Origin of the sequence: Haloglycomyces albus DSM 45210, from assembly GCF_000527155.1 — a bacterium.
Taxonomy (GTDB): Bacteria; Actinomycetota; Actinomycetes; order Mycobacteriales; family Micromonosporaceae; genus Haloglycomyces; species Haloglycomyces albus.
The window spans coordinates 875690-892729 of record NZ_AZUQ01000001.1 but is presented as its reverse complement, the minus strand read 5'-3'; the positions used below and the strand labels follow the sequence as shown (position 1 = coordinate 892729).

The following is a 17040-nucleotide window of genomic DNA, read 5'->3' as shown; positions in this document are numbered from 1 at the left end:
CGGCACGCGTAGTCCTACCGGTTCTCTATAGGCGGTGTAGTGGTCCGCTCACAACCGAAATAGGAGAATTAACGGGCCGAGGCCCGGCGTCGGTTAACCGGACCGCTACGGTCACGAGTGTGGCCAACCAAATTGACCTCCATATGTTCGAAACGATCGATAACGAAACAAGCTCTCTCCCATTTGGACCGCCTTATGTTATCGACCGATCATAATATGATCCGCGTTCCGTATGGAGTCAACTTGTCGAAGACCGTTATCGAATTGTGGTAACAATTTGATTGCTGCGGGTTAAAGTCCCCGGTTAGGTCAACGAATGGAGAAAGGGCCGGTAGCGGCTTAGTTCGCAGATTCCCATAGTGTGGAGCCGGATTCATGACGCATAACAGATGAGAGATACTCACTAATGTGTGGTTGAGGCGAAAGATACGAATCAAAGCACTTCCGGCGGCGCTACTACGTGGTCTGCGCGGCGGTTTCGGTGCGCTGCGCCGTCCCGGCGGTCGTTTGGCGCTGCAAGTCACGTTCACCGTCGCGCTACTGGCGGCGTTTTTCGCCGTCGGTTACTTCGTCAGTCCCATTGCCGGACCATCGTGGTCCTACGGATCACCACCCGAACGGAATGAGGTTACCGAACTGTCCTATTTCGAGGAATACGTGGAGCCTCCGGACAGTGGGCGACCGGTTGACGTGCGTCCCGATCCCAACGATGACTCTGACACACCCAGCCCCAGCCCCGAAGAGAGTCCTGCCGACGTCAGCCTCAGCCAATGGGCCGACGACTTGAGCGACCTGGGAATCTCTCCGGTGGCCCTCGAAGCCTACGGTCGCGCCGAACTGATCTCCCAAGCACGTAACCCCGGGTGCCACCTGTCGTGGACCACTCTTGCGGGTATCGGATCGGTCGAAACCAACCACGGAACGACCGGCAATGCCATCCTGGAGCCCAATGGCGACACCAGTGACGACATTTACGGACCCGAAGTCGTCGTCGAAGGCGAGCGCATGCGCGCCGCCGGCCCCATGCAGTTTATTCCCCCCACCTGGGAGCGCTGGGGCACCGACGGCGACGGTGACGGCACGGTCAATGTACAGAACGTTTTCGACGCCGCCGTATCGGCGGCCGATTACCTGTGTGCCGACGGGAAGGATCTACGCGATCCCGCCCAATGGTACGCAGCCGTGTACAGCTACAACCATCTCGACACATACGTCCACGATGTGTACGAACGTGCCAACCAATACGGCGAACAAAGTAAATGACTATCGCTCTTGTCTTTCGGGCGTCGAAGGGATTGCACTAAACTGGAGTACTCCCCGAAATCCATCGGCTCGACGGAAAGAAAGCAGCGAAGTAGGAGAAACGCACGCGCGGGTCCCAGGTATGCCCACGTCACGCCGCGCGGCAGGTGGCCGAAACCGGGGAACGCCAAGGCGACCCCCGTGGGGCGGCCGCCTGACCGATCACAACATGACCAGGAGGGTCTATGCGAGTGGAGGAGCTCAACGCAGCCCAGATGTCCACCGATGACATAGAACAATGGTGCGATGTCCTCAATGCGATGACCGATTCCGACATGCCCGGCGAACCGCAATGGAACAGTCACCGCCTCAGGGACTACCTCAGCCAAACCCTCCCCGGTTCGCAGCGCAAACTTCTGGTTGCCTACGAGGACCGCGGCCACTTCCTGGGCCATAGCGTCATAACTCGGCTCAGCGACGACCCCGTCGGTATCGTGGAGATCGCCACTCGCCCCGAAGTGCGAGGTCAAGGTATCGGAAAGCTCCTCCTACGCCACACCGCCGACAGCGCCGAGGCGATGGGCTGCGATACCGTCTGCGCCGAGGTCATCGCCACCACTCCGGCAGTCGGATTCTACGACCGTCTCGGCTTCGAGATCGCCGAGCTGGAACACCGTCACCTCCTACGCTGGGACAACATCGACTGGGAATTCATGGAAACGGCCGCCAAGCGCGTAGCCGCCGACTATGAACTGCGATATTTCCCCGGATCGGTCCCCGCCTCCTACGCCGACTCGTACGCCGACGTCAAAGCACACCTGCATTCACCCGAAGCCCCCATCGTCTGGCTGCCGGAATGGCGTCCCTCCGCGGAAGCCAACCAGCTGGCCACCGCCTTCGACACCCTGCGGAAACGCGGTATGCGTCCGCACATCATGGTGGCGATCAACGAACGAACCGACGAAGTCGTCGGCCTGACCGAGGTGGTCGTCTCCAACCAACGACCCACCCGCGCCGACCAGTACGACACCGTCGTCGCCAGCGGCCACCGTTCCTACGGGCTCGCCATGACCATGAAGGCGGCCCTGCTGCTCGAACTACGTCAACGCGAACCGCAACTGCACGACGTACAGACCTGGACGTCACCCGACGCTCAAGACGTCAACTGGGTCAACGCCCAACTCGGATTCGTCCACGACGTCAATTGGTACGACTACGAAATACCACTGCACACGCTGAAGAAAAGCCTGAACGACGGCACCTGAGACGGAACGTCGTCCCCGCCAAGTAGACAGACGAATGTAACTACCTGGTATTAGATTGCGACACATGTTTACACTCAAAGTATGTCGCCGCTACGCCGAGAATGGCCGCCGCCCAACACCAAACACGTCATCGTGGTGGGCGACACCGGACTTGCCCTGAGATTCATCCGAAACCTCACCGACAACTTCGGCGTGGCCGTCACAGCCGTCATCTCCCCGGGCAGCGGATTTCAAAGCTTCGAAATCCGCGCCGCCCAGGCCCGCAACGACCTCCTCCGCGTCCAGGAAACCGACCGCATCGAAGCCGACACCGTCGCCTCCTACGGGCTCGAAAAAGCCCACGCGGTCGTCCTACTCGCCCAAGACGACGTCGGAAACCTCCACCTCGCCCTCAAACTACGGCAACTCATCCAACAGAGCGCCCGACGGAAAAAACAAACCACCCAGGCGCGGTTGATCATCCGGATGTACAACCGGCAACTCACCTCCCGCGTACGCCACCTCGTCGGAAAAAACGAAATCTTCATCGAATCCGACGCCGACATGGTCGCCCCAACCTACGCGGCCGCCGCCCAACACCACATCCCACCCGGACGCATCCAAATCTGGGGACGCGAACTACTCGTCACCAACAACCCCAGCGACAACACCCAATGGATCATCGCCGAAGGAAAACGCCCCTACACCCAGATCCTGCCCCAAACGGTCAACGAAGCACCCCGCTACCTCCGCCTGCTACCGGCCGCCCGATCCCAGACACTCAGCCGACTCAGACAACGCACCACACGCGGACTCAAACGCCTCAGCCGAGAATTCCGCCGCACCATCGACATCAAACTACGCCTGGCCACCATCCTCCTACTGGTCATCATGATCAGCGGAATCGTCATACTGCGGGTCCACGGAGCCGAAGACGCCAACCCCTCCGGAATCTGGGACGCCATCTACATCCTCGCCCTCGCCGCCGGAGGCGGCATCGACCCCGACCTCGGAGCACCCACCTGGTCGAGATACGCCCACGTCGCCGTCACCCTGTCCGGCGCCCTGCTCATCCCCGTCGTCACCGGTGCCATCGTGCAGAGTCTCGTGGGGCGAAAGTACGCGCTCGCGACCGGACGGATCGTCGAGCCCGTGCGCAAGCACATCATCGTGGTCGGATTGGGAAACATCGGCACGCGGGTGGTGGAGATGCTACGGGCACAGGGTCAACCGGTCGTGGCCATCGAGAAGGACCACGACGTTCCAGGAGTCAACACCGCGCGCAGTGTAGGGGCTCAGGTGCTGTTCGGCAATGCCAGCAATCCGGAGATATTGCGCGAAGCGGGGATCGCGCAATGCCTGTCGGTCGTAGCAATGGCTAAATTGGATTCGCAGAACCTGGAAATCGCGCTGTGCGCCGTGCATTGCCGCGCCGATGTACGGACGGTCTTGCGCATTTACGACGAAGAGTTCGCCGAACTCGTTCGCGAGAACCTCAACGCGCGTTTCCTGGCGCGGCAGCGCCGCAGTGGCCGCAATTATGGCCGGGGGGCTTGGCCGCTGGACACACTGCCCCTGCACCTGTCCTGGAGTGCCCCGCGAGTGGCCGCGGCGTCCTTTGCGGCTCTGGTGACCGACGATCAGATCTTGTCGACGATTCCGGTACGCGGGCAGCTGGTGCACGTAGCGCAGGTGCGGGTGGAACCGGGCTCGAACATCGTGGGGGAGAAGGCCGGAGTCGTGGACGAGCCGGGCGGTTTCCGTCTGATCGGTATTCGACGTCAGGAATGGGACGAATCCGGTGAGATGGTTCGGGTGGGAAACAAGGTTTCCGGCCCCAACGATATCTGGTGCCCTGACTGTGAAGAGGTTCTGCGGGAAGAAGACCAGCTGCTGGTTCTCGCCTCGCAAGCGGGGCTGGCGTTCCTGGAGCAACGGACCAGCGCGGTTGTAAGGGACGATGATGAGGAGACCGTACCCAAGCAGCGACGGTGAGCGGACTACGGTCGCGTCGCATTGGCGGCGATGGTCAATTGAGTTTAAGGAAAGTCGCCCTGCGTGAACTGCGGATATGCAATGGTGACGACACGGTGGGTAATGGTGAATTCGATTCATTACGGGTTGCGGGCGATTGTTACCCTGTCGGAGACTACCTGAATTTTTTACTTACCAAAGGGGCGACGATGTCGTATCAACCTCCACAGCCGGGCTTTGACCCGAATCAGCAACAGCCGGGGCAGCAGCCCGGGTATCCTCCCCAGCAGCCCGGCTACCCGCCGCAGCAAGGCGGTATGCCACCGCAACAACCGGGACAGCCTCCGCAGCAGGGCATGCCGCCCCAGCAGGGTATGCCTCCTCAGCAGCCCGGCTACCCGCCGCAGCAAGGCGGTATGCCACCGCAGGGTGGTATGCCACCGCAGGGGCCGCCTCCGGGTGGTCAGCCCCCAGGTGGGTTTGCCCCGCAGGGACCGCCGCAGAAGAGCGGGAATAAAACCCCGATCATCATCGCCGTTGTTGCGGTGGCTGTCCTGGCCATCGGTGGCGGTGCCGCGTTCTTCTTCCTGGGCAGCGGTGGTGGACCGTCCAGCAGTGACAGTCCGGAGGAAGTCGTCCAGAAGTTCCTGGATGGTCCGATGGAAGATGCCATGAACGGCGATTTCGAAGGTGCGCAGGATAGTGCGAAGGGCTATCTTTGTGAAGACCTGCAGTCTAATTTCGACGAGGAAGTCGATACCTCCGCGGCCGAAGGCATGGGGGACATGGATATCCAGTACGAAGTCGGAGGCAGCGAAGTCGATGGAGACAATGCGACCGTCGACGTTGAAGCCACCGTTACGGTGGAATTCGAGGGTGAGTCTAACGAAGAAACCCGTACCTTCAGCTGGGACTTGAAGAAGGAAGACAGTACGTGGAAGATCTGCGACATGGGCGGTATGGCATAACCGAGTACCTCGGTTGAAAACCATATCCTTCTGTAGATTGCCTGAGCCGCGACTGACGACCTTCGGTGTCACTCCACATCGATCGTGGGGTGGCACCTTTTTCATTGCGGACGTTTTCGTTTGAGCTCAGGATACGACCGTTGAGGGCGAGCAAGGCCTTTCTAAGCTGGTCGTGTCGGAATTTACTATTGAACCAGGGGCGACGATGTCGTATCAACCTCAGCAACCGGGTTTTGACCCGAATCAGCAGCAGCAAGATCAGCAACCCGGTCATCCACCGCAGCACGACGGTATGCCGCCGCAACAACCGGGGCAGCCGCCACAGGGGCCGCCTCCGGGTGGCCAGCCTCCAGGTGGGTTTACCCCGCAGGGACAGCCGCAGAAGAGCGGGAATAAAACTCCGATCATCATCACCGTGGTCGTAGTGGCCGTCTTGGTCCTCGGGGGCGGAGCTGCGGTCATTTTCCTGGGCGGCGGCAGCGGAGGGCCGTCCAGCAGCGATACTCCGGAAGAAGTGGTCCAGAAATACATCGACGGGCCACTACAGGATGCCATGGACGGCGACATGGAATCCGCTCAGAGTACTGGTGAGGAGTTCATCTGTGAGGATATGAAGTCCGACTTCAAGGATGAGTTCGACCCGGATTCCGCTGCGGCTATGGATGACTCCATGGAGGTCCACATGGAGGCCAAGGGTAGTGAGATCGACGGTGACAGTGCGACGGTGGACGTGGAACTGAGTCTCACCATGGAAATCGAGGGCGAATCCCAGTCAACCACTGAAACGAAGCCGGTCGATATGAAGAAGGAAGACGGTTCCTGGAAGATTTGTGACACGGAATTCTGATCGTCGGTCATCCCTTACGGTTCGGTGTTCCGAGCGATTCACCTGGATCCGTCGTTGACGCCGAACGCAACGCCGCCCGGATTGGGTACGGGCGGCTTTGTTTCCCTCGCCCTTCGAAACCCAGGTCGATGCCACTCAGGTCGCGTACAGTGCGACACCGCGTCCAGGCCCCAATATCAGCCCCCTATAGCTTTGCGACAGTGGTATCGGACGTGCAATACATGTATAGAATGTAAATGTCTGAATGCTCTACGACTCCTAAGGGGCGACGATGTCGTATCAACCTCAGCAACCGGGTTTTGACCCGAATCAGCAGCCGGCTCAGCAAGGACTGCAGGATGGCATGCCGCCGCAACAGACGGGCCAACCTCCGCACGGAACGCCCTCAGGCGGGCTTACGCCACCGCAGAAGACTACGAACAAAACCCCGATCATCGTCACCGTGGTTGTATTGGCCGCCCTGATCGTTGGTGGTGCGGCAGCGGTCATCCTCCTTGGAGGAGGTAGCGGTGGAACTTCCAAGGGTGATACTCCTGAAGAAGTGGTTCAGAAATATATCGATGGGCCCCTGCAGGATGCCAGAGACGGCGATATGGAATCAGCTCAAAGTACTGGCGTGGAGTTCATTTGTGACGACTTGAAATCCGATTTCAACGATAAGTATGATCCCGACTCGGCTGAGACGATGGACGACTCCACTGAAGTCCATATGGAGGTCAAGGAAAGTGATATCGATGGTGACACGGCGACGGTGGATGTTGATATAAGCCTCACCATGGAAATCGACGGTAAAACTGAGTATGCGGCGGAGACTGTTCGGTGGGAAATGAAGAAGGAAGACGGAGTCTGGAAGATTTGCGACACCAGGTTTTGATCGTCGAATGTTCTAGACGGTTCGATCTTCCAAGCAGCACCAGGGCACGTTCCATGCGCTTTACACGATGCCGTCCGTAATGCTCGGGAGACTGTTCGTATCTGCGGGATTATGATTATGTCTGTCTATACCGTGGAGCGTGTGCGAGTGATCCGAGCTTTAAAGCACGCACTCGCTAAGCCTCTGTGACAAGGTCATCGGAAGTGCAAGGCATTTCTAGACTGTGAGTATTTGAATACTCAACCTATTGTCAGGGGCGATGATGACATACCAACCTCCTCAACCCGGTTTCAATCCGAATCAGCAGTAGGGACAGCAGCCCGGTTATCCTCTGCAACAGCAGGGGCACCCGCCCTCACAAGGAGGTATGCCGCCGCAGGGGGGTCCGTATCCGGGAGGGTTCGCTCCTTAAGCGTGATAGCAACGTGATCGCTCTATTGTCACCGGTGTTCCGGGCCAGATTGTATTGAGGTAGACCTCGGCGTTTTCCTATGAGGCTATTATCTTCAGACGCAGTGCTCCGTCTTTCAAGGCGGGGGTGTAGCGCCTTTCGGGAGGCTGGTTGGTTCGCGATTTCTATGTCAGACGTTCCCGTTACGCTTCTTGCTTTGCATCTGAGGTACCGGTTTCGTCTCTACCCGACGGGTCCGCAGCGGCGGCAGCTCGCGCGGACATTCGGGTGTGTGCGGACGGTGTATAACGACTGCATCGCGGTTCGCAGAGCGGCCTACGCGGCCGGGGAGGGCTATCCGTCGTCGGTGTCGTTGGCGAAGGCGCTGATCATCGAGGCGAAGAAAACCCCGGAACGCGAGTGGCTGTCCGAGGTCTCGGCAGTCGTGCTGCAGCAGGCTATGCGGGACTGCGATAGGGCCTATAAGAACTTCTTTGACTCTCTCACCGGAAGGCGGCAGGGGCCGCGTGTCGGCCCACCGCGGTTCAAACGCCGGGCGAGCACACAGACGGTCAGGTTCACAAAAGCCGCCCGGTTCCGCGTGCTCGGCAACGGGCGGTTGCGGCTGCCCAAGATTGGGGACCTCACGGTCGCCTGGAGCAGAGAGCTTCCCTCCGACCCCTCCAGCGTCACAATCATCAAAACCCCCACGGGCAAGTACTTCGCGTCGTTTGTGGTTGCGGTAGACGACGGTGCCGACCTTCTTGATCCGTTGCCCGACGACGCTGGCACGGGGATCGACCTGGGGTTGAAGGACTTCGCGGTGTTGCGTGACGGGACGACTATCGACAACCCAAGATTCTTTAAACGTCTGGAGCGCAAGCTGAAGAAGGCACAGCGGTCCCTGAGCCGTAAGGAGAAGGGCTCTATCAATCGGGCCAAAGCGCGCCTCCGTGTGGCGAAGGTCCACGAAAAGATCACTAACTCCCGTTCCGATTGGATACACAAACAGGTCTGCGCGATTGTTGCCGAGAACCATAGCATCATCGTGGAGGATCTGAATGTGAAGGGATTGCAGCGGTCCGGTATGTCCAAGTCGATACAGGATGCGGCGTTCGGGATGTTTTTCACCCGGCTGGAATCGGAGGCCGCCCGGGCGGGGCGGACGTTTGTGACGGTCGACCGGTTCTTCCCCTCCACCCGCCTGTGCTCGGCGTGCGGAGCGCTCACCGGGCCGACCGGCCTGGAGGGCTTGGCCGTCCGTCGTTGGGAGTGCGGGTGTGGGGTGTCCCATGACCGGGATGCCAACGCTGAGAAGAATATCCGCGCCGAAGGCAGGCGCTTGGTCGCCGCAGGACGTGCGGAGACGGTAAACGACTCGTGGAGCGCAGGTAGGACCAGGAGAGTCCCGGCACAGCGCGTCGAAGCAGTAACCCGCCCGTAGAGCCTCCAGCCACGCTGGAAGCCAAGCCAGGAATCGCTTCCCCTTCAGGGAAACGAGGATGTCAAATTGCTGACAAAGGGGTGCGGGGCAAGCATAAGATCGACATGCTTATCCTGAGCGTGCCTTACGTTTTGCCTACCCGATAGAGGACGATGATGGTACCTCAACCCTCACGGCCGAGTTCTGACCCAAACCGACAGCGACCGGAACCACAGTCCCAGCAGCTGAACGGCAATCCTCCGAACTCCGAGGAACCGCCGCAGAAGAGCGGTAATAAAACCCCGATCGTTGTCCTCGTTGCCGGGGTGGTCATTCTGGCCCTCGTCGGAGGCGCGGCGTACATCGTTTTGAACGGTGGAAATAATGGGCCATCTCGAGACGACACTCCTGAAGACGTGGTGCAGAAGTACATCGACGGCCCCGTGCAGGATTTTTTGGACGGTGACCATGAAGCCGCGTGGGATGAGGGCCTATCGTTTTTCTGTCCTGAACTCCAGGCCGAATACAACGACGAATACGAGACCGGTTCCGCCCTCCCCATGCGAAATTCCATGCAGGTGGACATGGAAGTCAAGGGCAGCGAGGTTGATGGTGACAGCGCGATGGTCGACGTAAAAATGATGGTCACTTCGAGTCAGGACGTTGAATCGGAGCTGAGTGTCGAGCGGTTCCCTTGGCAGATGCGGAAAGAAGACGGAGTCTGGAGAATCTGCGACCCGCAACTGTGACCAACGGTGATTCCCGGCCAGAGGATTGGCTTCAACGTTAGATCGATGGAGGTTCCAACGACACAACTCGGTGCCGCCCTCAGTTGTAATGGGCGGCACCGAGTTGTACATATGCTTTGTAACTCCGGCGAAGTTACCAGGCGATGTCGATGGGATCGAGGGGTTGTGGTTTGTGGGGAACGGAGTGTTCCAACTGTTCGTCCTCTTCAGGTTCGCCCGTCAGGTGTTCGATCTCGTTCTGGAAGTGTGACTCCAGAAGCTGTTCAACCTCGTTGAAGTTCTTCCTCCGCAGGGCTTTCCAGATGTCCTCGTGTTCTTCGACCAGTGAGGAGTGGATCTTGTAGTCGGTGTAGACAGTGTAGGTGCACAGGCGGGTCTCGACCAACAGGGTGCGCATGAATCGTGAGAGGCGTTGAGAACCGGCAAGGTCGGTCAGCGTTTGGTGGAAGACGTGGTAGCTGTCGCCCAACTGGCGGGCGTGTTCGTCGTCCACCGCTCCGTTCATTCGATGCAGCAGCTGCCGCAGGCTATCCAGCGCTTGATCGTAAATATCGTCGTCAACCGTATGCAGGCGAGCGATCGCTTTCAGGGCAATGTCCTTGCGGAGGAAGTGGACCTCCACGATGTCGCTGGCTTCCATGGACGCGACGGCGAGGCCGCGCCGTCCACGAGAGACGGCAATACCTTCGGTGCAGAGACGTTGCAGTGCTTCACGAAGCGGTCCTCGACTGACGTTGAGCTGTTGGGAGAGTTCGGTTTCGCGCAAGGCGGACCCGGGGCGCAGCTGTCCGTTCATTATTGCTTCTTTAAGCGCCTCCGTAATGAGGTCGACGGTTGAAGCGCGCCGCACAGGCGCAAGACCGCCTGGTCGCCGCTGATTCGGAATAGCCATGTCACGCTCCCTATGGTCGTCGTTGTGCACGTGGATGGTTGGCCGGCGGGGTGACTACCGGCGGACGCGTATGCGTCACTGTCCCCAGCGAGAATGCTCGTCGTGTTCAGTGTGTTCGATACGAATGACGCTCACCAGAATTCTCTCATGTGGCGTTCATTTGTCAACAGTCTACATTCTCAATGTCAACACCAGGAATGGAGTCGCCTACTCACATACTGTATATACACGCTGGGCTCCAGGTCGACGTCTGAAATATTGATGATATTGTTATCGTTTGTCAGAGTTCAGATTGTAGACATATGAACAATCGGACTGTAGTCTGTTGCCGGTATCCGAAAAAACCTCTGGAGGGATAACCCGTGTTCAAGCGCACAAGCCTCAACCGCCGTCAACTCATGGCAGCCGGGGGAGGGGCAGCGGCAATTGCACTGGCCACGTCCGCCTGCTCCAAAGCCGAGCGCGATTCGCTCGGCGATTCCGAAGGTGACGACGGTACCATTGACCTTAGCGGCCAGGACATTACAATCGCCTACGCCAATGAGAACCCGTACTCGTTCCGTAACCCGGACACCAATGAGGTTGAAGGGCAGTCAGTCGCCCTCCACACTTATATTCTGGAGCAGTTCGGAGCCGACCCCGACCGCATCGAGTGGACGGACCCGGGCTGGGACGGTCTCATCGCCGGACTGGGAAACACCCACGACATCGTCATCGCCGGTATGTTCGTCAATGAAAAGCGTTGCAAAAACGCCTACTTCGCCGACCCGGACTACGTCATGCCCGACGCCATGATGGTGTTGAACGGTAACCCCAAGGACATTCACACCATTGAGGACGTCGCCGAAAGCGACGATGCCGTTATGGGTGTCATGAACGGAACCACCGGTCACACCATTGCGAAGGATATGGGTATTCCGGAGGATCAGCTTAATGTGCAGGACGACTTGGAAGGTCTCAAACTCGAGCTGAAGGCCGGTCGCTGCGACGCCATCGAGCTGACTCAGATCAACCTCGCTCTGGAGGCAGAACAGGACGACGAGCTCGAGGTCACCGAGGGTTTCTACCCTAAGGATGAGAACGGCGAAGAAATTATCGGGGCCGGTGCCGCCGTATTCAGTGAAGCCAATAAGAAGCTGCGCGACCAGTACAACGAGAAGATCGCCGAAGTACTCAACGACAAGGACAAGTGGCTGTCCCTTGTCGGCGACTACGGATTCACCGTGGAAGAGAACTTCCCGCCGGAAGACATGACCGCTGAGTCATTGTGTCCGGAGAATTACCAGTAGACAATCCGTGAATGGGGTGGTGGCACAGATGGTTGCACCACCCCATTAATCTGGAAGGTCCATCAAGGAAATCCGTGCGGCAGCACGATCATAATTAAGGATGAGAATCCTTGGATGCAATTACAGATGTCGTGGGAGTGCTTCCCAACTATGCCGAGCCCCTGGGCACTACGGTATTCATTACCGTATCGTCGGCGGCACTGGCTCTGGTCATTGCCTTCGGTCTCGGTCTGGCCACGCACTCCCCAAAATTGATTCTACGAGCCCCCGCCCGGACTTTTGTCGAGTTCATTCGCGGATCCTCGGTCGTAGTGCAGCTGTTCTGGTTCGCTTACGCGATGCCCGCCCTTTTTAATTTCCGATTCGACTACCTCATTGTCGCGGGAATCATCGCGCTTGCCATCAACTACGGTGCCTACAGCAGCGAAGTGGTGCGCGGAGCCCTACAGGCGGTACCGCATTCGCAGCATGAGGCGTGTACCGCTCTGGGAATACATGGAGTCAAGAAGTTCTGGCGCGTCATTCTCCCCCAAGCGTGGCCGGAAATGATTCCGTCCCTGTGCTCGTTCGCCGTCATGCTGTTGAAAGCGAGCGCACTGGTGTCGATGATCGCGGTCGTCGACTTGACCGAGATGGCCAAGACGATCGGTGAACGCCCCGATCAGGATCGCCTGGTCCAGTTGAGCTTCGTACTGGTCGTCTACTTCCTCCTGGCCTGGCTCATCTGGAGCGGAATGCGCGCTCTGGAGAATCGAGCCAAACGAGGACTCGGCATTGATCCGAAGCAGCGGATGGCGACCGGAGCAGGAGGCAAGTAATGACCGATTGGGATAATGAAGCGGCTAAGAACGTCTTTCCCTATGTGTGGGAAGGATTCCTGGTCGTGCTACAGATTGCCGTCTGGTCGGCGCTCCTCGCGACCGTGCTCGGTCTCCTGGCGGCCATCGCTCTGCAGATCGCGCCACGATGGGCCGCGGCCACGATCAGCGGTGTCATGCAGTTTATTCGCAATACCCCCCTGTTGGTCCAAGTCCTTTTGGTGTTCACTTTCACCAGTACCGTTCTCAATGGACTGAACCTGACGGCGATGGTGGTAGGTGCCATTGTGTTGGGAGTGCACTATTCCTCTTACGTAATGGAGTCGTTCCGGGCCGGTATCGAGGCCATTCCCAAAGGACAATGGGAGGCGGCCACGGCCCTGTCGCTACCTCGCACTCACACGTGGCGTACGGTCATCGGGCCTCAAATGCTGAAGCGGTCGCTGCCGTCCGTCACCAACTGGTTGGTGGCGATGTTCAAAGAGGTACCCGTCCTTACCGCCATCGGTGTCATGGAGATGATCGCTCGGGTTCGCGAGTACGCCAGCATCTCCTATGTGGGAGGTATTGAGGGCTATACCATGGCGGGTCTGCTGTTCCTGGTGGCGTCGTACCCGATTGCCTTGGCTTCGAGAAGATTGGAGATCCGTCTTGCCAAATCAAACTTCTAATTCAGACGACCAGCATCCGTATATTCACTTTGACCGCGTGATGAAGCGGTTCGGGGATTTGACGGTCCTCAACCAGTTGAACATGGGGATTGACAAGGGTGAGCGCGTGACGCTCATCGGCCCCAGTGGTTCGGGTAAGACGACGATTCTCCGTCTGCTTATGACCTTGGAACACGTCACGCCCACCAAGCATCCTGAGAAGGACGGCGGGGTCATTTACCTGGATGGGCAACCCTATAGCCACCAGGAAAAGCACGGCAAGCTCCGTCCTGCTCACGAGGCTTATCTGCGTCGTGCACGCAGCAAGGTCGGCATGGTGTTTCAGCAGTTCAATCTGTTTCCCAACATGAAGGTGCTGCGGAACGTCACTGAGGCCCCGATTCACGCGCTGAAGCAGGACAAGGACGAGGTCAACGTCCGCGCCAAGGAGTACTTGGAGCTGGTGGGCCTGTCCGACAAGCTGGACCACTACCCGAGTCAGTTGTCGGGTGGGCAGCAGCAGCGTGTGGCGATCGCCCGTGCTCTGGCCATGCAGCCGGAGGTTCTCCTCTTGGACGAGGTGACCTCGGCTCTGGACCCCGAGCTGGTGGCCGATGTCCTCGAAGTCTTGCGTGATATTGCCTCAAGCACCGACATCACCATGTTGATCGTGACGCACGAGATGAGCTTCGCCCGTGACGTGTCGAATCGCGTGATGATGTTCGACAAGGGTGTCATCGTGGAGGAAGGTAACCCCGAGCAGATGTTCACGGCTCCCGAAGAGGAACGTACAAAGGACTTCCTCAAGGCCGTTGCCGGTTAACTTCTGCGGTGAGTTGAATTTTGGGGCCGACCGCACGGTGCTCAGGCATCGGCGGTCGGCCTCTTCTTTTTGCGCCGGTGCCATTGCATGCCCAGCTGCGGGAGGGGCAGTCGATGACGCCGACGAATTCCCGGCGTACGGGAGGCTGACCGGTCGCTCGTTGTGGTCCATAATGAGTTCGTGGCTACTAAATTTCCTTACAGTGACTTGCAGTCGTATCTGACGACTCTGGAAGAAGCCGGAGAGCTCAAACGCGTGAGCGCTCCTGTCGATCCCACCCTGGAGGTCACCGAGATCGTCAATCGGGTGATCGCAGAGGACGGACCGGCGCTTTTGTTCGAGAACCCCACGCGGGGCGAGATGCCCATCGCGATCAATCTTTTCTCCACATTGGAACGAACCGCGTTGGCGTTCGGCGTGGACGATCTCAATGAGATCGGCGACCGAATCGGAGAGCTGGCCAAACCGGAACTCCCGGTCGGCTGGGCCGGAGTACGCGACGGCCTGGGCAAATTGATGCAACTCAAGAGTGTTCCGCCCAAGAAGGTACGTAAGGCGCCGTGCCAGGAGGTGGTCTACCGGGGCGACGAGGTCGATCTCAATCGCCTTCCGGGGCTGCAGGTGTGGCCCGGCGACGGGGGCATCTTCCACAATTTCGGTCTCGTGCACACCAAGCACCCGGAATCGGCGAAACGCAATGTCGGGCTCTATCGCCTGCAGCAACACGATGAACGCACGCTGGGCCTGCATTGGCAGATCCATAAGAACTCGACCTCACACTACGCTGACGCCGAGCGTCGTGGCGACCGTCTGCCGGTCGCCATCGCCATCGGGCCCGATCCGGTCATGGCCTATGCAGCCACCGCCCCGCTGCCCTCCGACATCGACGAATACCTGTTCGCGGGTTTCCTACGCGGCGAGCGCGTCGAGATGGTCGACTGCCTGACGGTTCCGCTACAGGTTCCGGCAACGTCGCAGATCGTCCTGGAAGGCTGGGCGGAGCCGGGCGAGCGACTGCCCGAAGGGCCTTTCGGGGACCACACCGGCTTTTATACTCCCGTCGAGGATTTCCCGTACATGCACGTGGAAACCATGACCATGCGGGAGAACCCGATTTACCACTCCATCATCACTTCGGCTCCTCCGCAGGAGGATTACGGCCTGGGGAAGGCCACCGAGCGGATTTTCCTCCCGCTGTTGAAGGTGATGATCCCCGACATCGTGGATTACCACCTACCGGAGTCGGGCGGGTTTCACAACTGCGCGATCGTGTCGATCGACAAGAAGTTCCCCAAGCACGCGCAGAAGGTCATGAACGCCATTTGGGGTGCGCACATGATGAGCCTCACAAAGCTCATCATCGTGGTGGACGCCGACTGCGATGTGCACGATATGCGGGAAGTTGCTTGGCGCGCTTTCGGAAACGTCGACTACAGCCGTGATCTGCAAGTGGGTGAGGGACCGGTCGACCACCTCGACCACGCTTCATACCAGCAGTTCTGGGGAGGTAAGGCCGGGATCGACGCGACGGCCAAATTCCCCACGGAGGGATATACTCGGGGTTGGCCCGACATGATGACCATGACCGCTGCCGTCAAGGCGACGGTCAGCGACCGCTGGAAAGAATACGGCATTGACCACTAACCTTGACGCCTCCGAGGCACCCTCCAACCCCGTCCGCGCTTTTCTGAAGCTGGTGGCATTCGAGCATTCGGTGTTCGCGTTGCCGTTCGCGTACCTGTCGGCGTTGACGGCCATGAGTCTGAACGACGCTTTCAGCTGGACGGTGTTGTTGTGGGTGACTCTGGCGATGGTGTCGGGGCGGACACTGGCGATGGCGGCCAATCGCATCATCGACCGTGCCATTGACGCTCAGAACCCGCGTACCGCCGGCCGTGAGCTGGTGACCGGTGCGGTCAGCCTCCGTACGGCCTATTGGGGCTGTGCGGTGTCGCTGGTGGTGTTCGTGCTGGCGGCAGCGATGTTGAATCCGTTGTGTCTGGTATTGGCTCCGCTGGCGGTAGCGCCTTTGATCGTTTACCCCTATGGAAAACGTTTCACCAACTTTCCGCACGCGATTCTCGGTCTGGCTCAGGCGGTCGCGCCGGTCGGGGCGTGGCTGGCCGTCACCGGCACCTTCGCCGGGTCGTGGCCTGCCATCGCGCTTGGGGTGGCCGTGGGTCTGTGGGTCGGCGGTTTCGACCTGATCTACGCCTGCCAGGACATTGAGGTCGACCGCGAGATCGGAGTGAAATCCACTCCCGCACGGTGGGGCAAGGCGGCGGCCTTGCACATTTCGTCCGCTACGCACGCGGTGGCCGTGGCATTGTTCGTGACCTTTGGGCTCCTGATTTCGGCAGGCCTGTGGTACTGGATGGGAGTTGCCGTCGTCGCGGCGATTCTGGTGTATGAACACAGCATCGTCAAGCCGCATGACCTGAGCCGAGCGAATCGGGCGTTCTTCACCGCCAACGGATTCGTGGCGGTGGCACTGTTCGTGTTCGCCTGTCTCGATTTGTACGTAGGGTTTTAGCGGGAACGCGGCGTCATGCGCGACGCCGCTTCATCGTTGGGGTTCGACGTGATCTCCCACAGCTAAGGGCCCCGTGTTGTATGAGGGATCCTTGTGGTGGCCCCAGCGACGGTTTTCGTCACCGTCTCCTGGTTGGACGATTTTACCTTGCGTGTGGTGGTTTCCGTATTGGTCGCTGTATTGATTGACCTAAGTTGCCGTGCTCTCGCTCGAATTCATACCCATGGGTAACGCGAATTTTGAATAGTAAACCGTCGCCTCCAAGGCGCATCTCCACGGAAACCATGGCGAAACAGCGGTCTGATTGACACACTTTCCAATTC

The 17040-nt window shown here is 59.1% G+C and carries 15 protein-coding genes; 14 read left to right on the top strand and 1 reads right to left on the bottom strand.

Annotation, left to right across the window (positions count from 1 at the left end):
- The first annotated feature begins 408 nt into the window (after positions 1-408).
- The 8 genes from HALAL_RS0104175 (at position 409) to HALAL_RS0104140 (ending at position 9712) form a co-directional block, all read left to right on the top strand.
- Positions 409-1263 (top strand): lytic transglycosylase domain-containing protein, encoded by an 855-nt coding sequence (locus HALAL_RS0104175; protein WP_025272794.1) that lies wholly within the window; start codon positions 409-411, stop codon positions 1261-1263.
- A gap of 224 nt (positions 1264-1487) precedes the next feature.
- Entirely contained in the window at positions 1488-2507 is a 1020-nt protein-coding gene (locus tag HALAL_RS0104170) for a GNAT family N-acetyltransferase (protein WP_025272793.1), read from the top strand.
- Positions 2508-2588: 81 nt separating this feature from the next.
- A complete protein-coding gene (locus HALAL_RS0104165; RefSeq protein ID WP_025272792.1) occupies positions 2589-4481 on the top strand; it encodes a potassium channel family protein in 1893 nt (630 codons plus the stop codon).
- Between the two features lie 188 nt (positions 4482-4669).
- Positions 4670-5428 (top strand): nuclear transport factor 2 family protein, encoded by a 759-nt coding sequence (locus tag HALAL_RS18450; protein ID WP_156937592.1) that lies wholly within the window; start codon positions 4670-4672, stop codon positions 5426-5428.
- A 205-nt stretch (positions 5429-5633) separates the two neighbouring features.
- Positions 5634-6275, top strand: a complete 642-nt coding sequence (locus HALAL_RS0104155; RefSeq protein ID WP_025272790.1) for an Rv0361 family membrane protein — start codon at positions 5634-5636, stop codon at positions 6273-6275.
- A 271-nt stretch (positions 6276-6546) separates the two neighbouring features.
- The gene (locus tag HALAL_RS0104150; RefSeq protein ID WP_025272789.1) at positions 6547-7149 is read left to right on the top strand and encodes an Rv0361 family membrane protein; all 603 of its coding nucleotides are present in this window, start codon (positions 6547-6549) and stop codon (positions 7147-7149) included.
- Positions 7150-7727: 578 nt separating this feature from the next.
- Entirely contained in the window at positions 7728-8984 is a 1257-nt protein-coding gene (locus tag HALAL_RS0104145) for an RNA-guided endonuclease InsQ/TnpB family protein (protein WP_029767355.1), read from the top strand.
- A gap of 152 nt (positions 8985-9136) precedes the next feature.
- Positions 9137-9712, top strand: a complete 576-nt coding sequence (locus HALAL_RS0104140; protein ID WP_156937591.1) for an Rv0361 family membrane protein — start codon at positions 9137-9139, stop codon at positions 9710-9712.
- Between the two features lie 133 nt (positions 9713-9845).
- Here HALAL_RS0104140 and HALAL_RS0104135 read toward each other — a convergent pair whose 3' ends face one another.
- Complete coding sequence (locus HALAL_RS0104135) at positions 9846-10604, bottom strand: GntR family transcriptional regulator (RefSeq protein WP_084471853.1); 759 nt, start codon at positions 10602-10604, stop codon at positions 9846-9848.
- A gap of 362 nt (positions 10605-10966) precedes the next feature.
- On the opposite strand from HALAL_RS0104135, the gene HALAL_RS0104130 reads away from it, so the two are divergent.
- From HALAL_RS0104130 to mqnP, 6 genes are all read left to right on the top strand, one after another.
- Positions 10967-11893 (top strand): transporter substrate-binding domain-containing protein, encoded by a 927-nt coding sequence (locus HALAL_RS0104130; RefSeq protein WP_025272785.1) that lies wholly within the window; start codon positions 10967-10969, stop codon positions 11891-11893.
- Positions 11894-12003: 110 nt separating this feature from the next.
- Positions 12004-12711 carry an amino acid ABC transporter permease gene (locus HALAL_RS0104125; RefSeq protein WP_084471852.1) on the top strand — a complete coding sequence of 236 codons (708 nt, stop codon included), beginning with the start codon at positions 12004-12006 and terminating at the stop codon, positions 12709-12711.
- On the top strand, positions 12711-13382 hold the full coding sequence (locus tag HALAL_RS0104120; RefSeq protein WP_025272783.1) for an amino acid ABC transporter permease: 672 nt from the start codon (positions 12711-12713) through the stop codon (positions 13380-13382). Before HALAL_RS0104125 ends, HALAL_RS0104120 begins: the two co-directional genes overlap by 1 nt.
- Positions 13363-14184: an ectoine/hydroxyectoine ABC transporter ATP-binding protein EhuA gene (gene ehuA, locus HALAL_RS0104115; RefSeq protein ID WP_342670452.1), complete on the top strand. Its 822-nt coding sequence runs from the start codon at positions 13363-13365 to the stop codon at positions 14182-14184. The genes HALAL_RS0104120 and ehuA overlap by 20 nt, the downstream gene beginning before the upstream one ends.
- Before the next feature lie 180 nt (positions 14185-14364).
- Positions 14365-15828 (top strand): menaquinone biosynthesis decarboxylase, encoded by a 1464-nt coding sequence (locus tag HALAL_RS0104110; RefSeq protein WP_025272781.1) that lies wholly within the window; start codon positions 14365-14367, stop codon positions 15826-15828.
- Positions 15818-16717: a menaquinone biosynthesis prenyltransferase MqnP gene (gene mqnP / locus HALAL_RS0104105; RefSeq protein ID WP_025272780.1), complete on the top strand. Its 900-nt coding sequence runs from the start codon at positions 15818-15820 to the stop codon at positions 16715-16717. Before HALAL_RS0104110 ends, mqnP begins: the two co-directional genes overlap by 11 nt.
- Positions 16718-17040 lie beyond the last annotated feature (323 nt).